The organism is Microbacterium sp. Kw_RZR3 (genome assembly GCF_029222405.1).
GTDB lineage: Bacteria > Actinomycetota > Actinomycetes > Actinomycetales > Microbacteriaceae > Microbacterium.
This window is the reverse complement of the sequence record NZ_JARHXC010000205.1, coordinates 1-3,711: the sequence shown is the minus strand read 5'-3', so window position 1 is coordinate 3,711 and position 3,711 is coordinate 1. Positions and strand designations below refer to the sequence as shown.

The window sequence follows — 3,711 nt, the reverse complement described above, 5'->3', positions numbered from 1 at the left end:
GCGATCGAGCATGACATCCGAACGTGCTGCAGCGGCCCCCGGCCCGCAGGCCGCCGTGGTCGAGATGCGAGGAATCAGCATCACCTTCCCCGGAGTGAAGGCCCTCGACGGGGTCGACTTCACCCTCTACCCCGGCGAAGTCCACTCCCTCATGGGCGAGAACGGCGCCGGCAAGTCCACGCTCATCAAAGCCCTCACCGGTGTCTACGGCATCGACGCCGGCACCATTCGCGTCGATGGCGAGCAGCGGCTCTTCCGCGCCACCGCCGACGCGCAGGCGGCGGGCATCGCCACCGTTTATCAAGAGGTCAACCTCTGCCAGAACCTCACCGTCGGCGAGAACGTCATGCTCGGTCAGGAGGTCCGCCGCGCGGGCATGATCGATTGGAAGGCGACCCACGCGGCCGCCGAACGTCATCTCTCCGAGCTCGGCGTGCGCATCGACACGCGGTCGATCCTCGCGAGCCACTCGATCGCGATCCAGCAGCTCGTCGCGATCAGTCGCGCCATGGTGGTCGACACCAAGGTGCTCGTCCTCGACGAGCCCACGTCCAGCCTCGACCGCGGCGAGGTCGAGCAGCTCTTCGGCGTCGTGCGCGATCTCCGCGACCGCGGCGTCGCGATCCTGTTCGTCTCGCACTTCCTCGACCAGATCTACGAGATCTCCGACCGCCTGACCGTGCTCCGCAACGGCACGCTGGTGGGGGAGTACCCCGTCGAAGAACTCGGCCGCGAACAACTCGTCGCCAAGATGATCGGCCGCGAGCTCGGCGAGTTGGATGCCATCTCCGCCAGCGCCGAGCGCCCGATCGACCGGTCCGGCACCCCCGTGCTGCGGGCCATCGGCCTCGGCCGCAAGAACGCCCTCGAGCCCGTCGACCTCGAAGTGTTTGGGGGCGAGGTCGTCGGGCTCGCGGGTCTCCTCGGCTCCGGCCGTACGGAGCTCGCGCGTCTCATCGCGGGGGCGGACCGCACCGATGGCGGTTCCCTGGAGGTGGGTGGTTCGTCCGCTCGCACCGGCTCGCCCCGACACGCGCTCGATCGCGGTATCGCCTTCTCGTCCGAGGACCGTCGCGCCGAGGGCATCGTCGGCGACCTCACGGTGGCCGAGAACATCATCCTCGGTGTGCAGGCCCGTCGCGGCGCACTCCGTCGCGTGGGCGCCGCCGAGAAGCAGGCGATCGTCGACGAGTACATCACCGCCCTCGGTGTCCGCCCGGCCAACCCGAACGCCCTGATCCGCAACCTCTCGGGTGGCAACCAGCAGAAGGTGCTGCTCGCCCGTTGGCTCGCCACGGCACCGGAGCTGCTCATCCTCGATGAGCCCACGCGCGGCATCGACGTCGGCGCCAAGGCCGACATCCAACGCAAGGTCGCCGAGCTCGCTGAGAAGGGCCTGTCGGTCATCTTCATCTCCTCCGAGCTCGAAGAGGTCCTGCGCCTCGCCCAGCGCGTGGCCGTGCTCCGCGACCGTCGTAAGATCGGCGAACTGGCCACCAAGGACGTCGATCTCGACGGCCTCGTGGCATACATCGCCGAAGGTCAGGCGGAGCCGACCACGCCCGCAACCGCCCCCGAGACATCGCCGTCCGATCGGGAGAAGATCGCATGAAGAAGTTCCTCACGCACCGCCTCGTCTGGCCGATCGCGGCGCTCATCGCCCTGATCGCCGTCAACACGATCTCGCGGCCGTCGTTCCTCAGCATCACGGTGCAGAACGGGCAGCTCTACGGGTCGCTGATCGACATCCTGCGCAACAGCGCACCGCTCATGCTCGTCGCGCTCGGCATGACGCTCGTGATCGCCACCCGCGGCATCGACCTCTCGGTCGGCGCGATCATGGCGGTGTCCGGCGCCGTCGCGCTCACCATCATCGAAGCGTCCCCCGAACCGGGGAACCTCGGCGTCGTGATGATCGCGATCGTCGCGGCGGTGGGAACCGCTCTGCTGCTCGGCGTCTGGAACGGGTTCCTGGTCTCGGTGCTCGGCATCCAACCGATCATCGCCACGCTTGTGCTGATGCTCGCCGGCCGCGGTGTCGCCCTGCTGATCACCAAGGGCTTCATCACCACGATCAACAGCGACCCGTACCAGTTCATGGCGCAGGGTTACGTGCTGGGCCTGCCCTTCGCGTTCTACGTTTCGATCGTCGCCGTGATCGTGGTCGGGGTCCTCGAGCGTCGTACCGCTCTCGGCATGCTCACCGAAGCGGTGGGCATCAACCCCGAGGCGAGCCGCCTCGCCGGTGTCCGCTCGCGCGGCATCATCTGGGGTGCCTACATCGCCAGCGGCACGCTCGCGGGTATCGCCGGCATCCTCTACAGCTCGAACATCATGGCGGCCGACGCGAACGCGGCGGGCCTCTACATCGAGTTGGATGCCATCCTCGCGGTGGTGCTCGGTGGCACCTCGCTCGCGGGCGGCAAGTTCAGCATCGCGGGCACCGTGGTCGGCGTCTTCACGATCCAGACGCTCAAGAGCACGATCACCTTCCTCGGCGTCCCACCCGCGGTCAGCCCGGTGTTCATGGCCGCGGCCGTGCTCATCGTGGTGCTGCTGCAGTCGCCGCGGTTCCGCTCGTTCTTCCAGACGGCCGGTCGTTCCGCCGCCCGTCCGCTCACCCGCCGTCCTGACGCAAAGGTGCTGTCCTGATGACCACTCTCACCGCCCCGGAGCGCGGCGCCGCGTCGTCGATCAGCGCGTACCGGCGCTTCCTCAGCCGTCACATCTCGTGGGTCCCGGTGTTCGCCGCCGTGGCCATCCTGATCATCATGATCGCGGGCTCGATGGCCTACTTCCCGAACTTCCAGCTGCCGCGCATCATGTCGTCGATCCTGCTCGACAACGCGTACCTCCTGGTCCTCGCCGTGGGCATGACCTTCGTCATCCTCACCGGGGGCATCGACCTGTCGGTCGGCGCGGTCATGGCGTTCACCGGCATCCTGTGCGCCAAGCTCCTCGGTGACGGGGTCCCGGTGGCCGTGGCGGTCCCCGCGATGGTGCTCATCGGCGCGGCGATCGGCCTCTTGATCGGCGTGCTCGTGCAGTTCTTCGACGTGCAACCGTTCATCGCCTCGCTGATCGGCATGTTCCTCGCCCGCGGACTCGCGTTCGTGGTGAGCCTCGAGTCGATCAAGGTCGAGAACGACGGCATCCTGTGGCTGCAGTCCACGCGGTTCTCGTTCGCCGGCTGGTACATCACCCCCACGGGCATCATCGCCCTGCTGACCGTCGCGATCGCGGCCTTCGTGCTCCGCTACACGCGCTTCGGTCGCACGGTCTACGCGGTCGGCGGCAACGAGCAGTCGGCCCGGCTCATGGGTCTGCCGGTCGTGCGGACGAAACTGTCGGTCTACGTCATCAGCGGGGTGTGCGCGGGCCTCGCGGGCATCGTCCTGACGGCGTACTCCGGTGCCGGGTACCCCCTCAACGGCGTGGGGACCGAGCTCGACACGATCGCCGCGGTCGTCATCGGGGGGACGCTCCTCACCGGCGGCAGCGGGTTCGTGATCGGCTCGATGATCGGCGTGTTCGTGTACGGCCTCATCCGCACGATCATCTCGTTCTCGGGCGCCGAGCAGTCCTGGACGCGCATCACCGTCGGCGCGCTCCTGCTGCTGTTCGTGGTGGTACAGCGCATCATCGTGTCGCGCTCCGCGCTCAGCCGGTGATGCTCCCGCGCCGTGTTAGCGATCACCGCTACACGCGGGC

3 protein-coding genes are annotated in these 3,711 nt (G+C 68.0%); all 3 read left to right on the top strand.

The features are described 5' to 3' along the window. Positions 1–10 precede the first annotated feature (10 nt). From P2P98_RS11350 to P2P98_RS11340, 3 genes are read left to right on the top strand one after another with little or no spacing between them, the layout of a single operon-like run. A complete protein-coding gene (locus P2P98_RS11350; protein ID WP_275799888.1) occupies positions 11–1,612 on the top strand; it encodes a sugar ABC transporter ATP-binding protein in 1,602 nt (533 codons plus the stop codon). Beyond that, positions 1,609–2,652 (top strand): ABC transporter permease, encoded by a 1,044-nt coding sequence (locus P2P98_RS11345; protein WP_275799885.1) that lies wholly within the window; start codon positions 1,609–1,611, stop codon positions 2,650–2,652. The genes P2P98_RS11350 and P2P98_RS11345 overlap by 4 nt, the downstream gene beginning before the upstream one ends. Next, entirely contained in the window at positions 2,652–3,671 is a 1,020-nt protein-coding gene (locus tag P2P98_RS11340; protein ID WP_275799884.1) for a sugar ABC transporter permease YjfF, read from the top strand. The genes P2P98_RS11345 and P2P98_RS11340 overlap by 1 nt, the downstream gene beginning before the upstream one ends. The last annotated feature ends 40 nt before the right edge of the window (positions 3,672–3,711 follow it).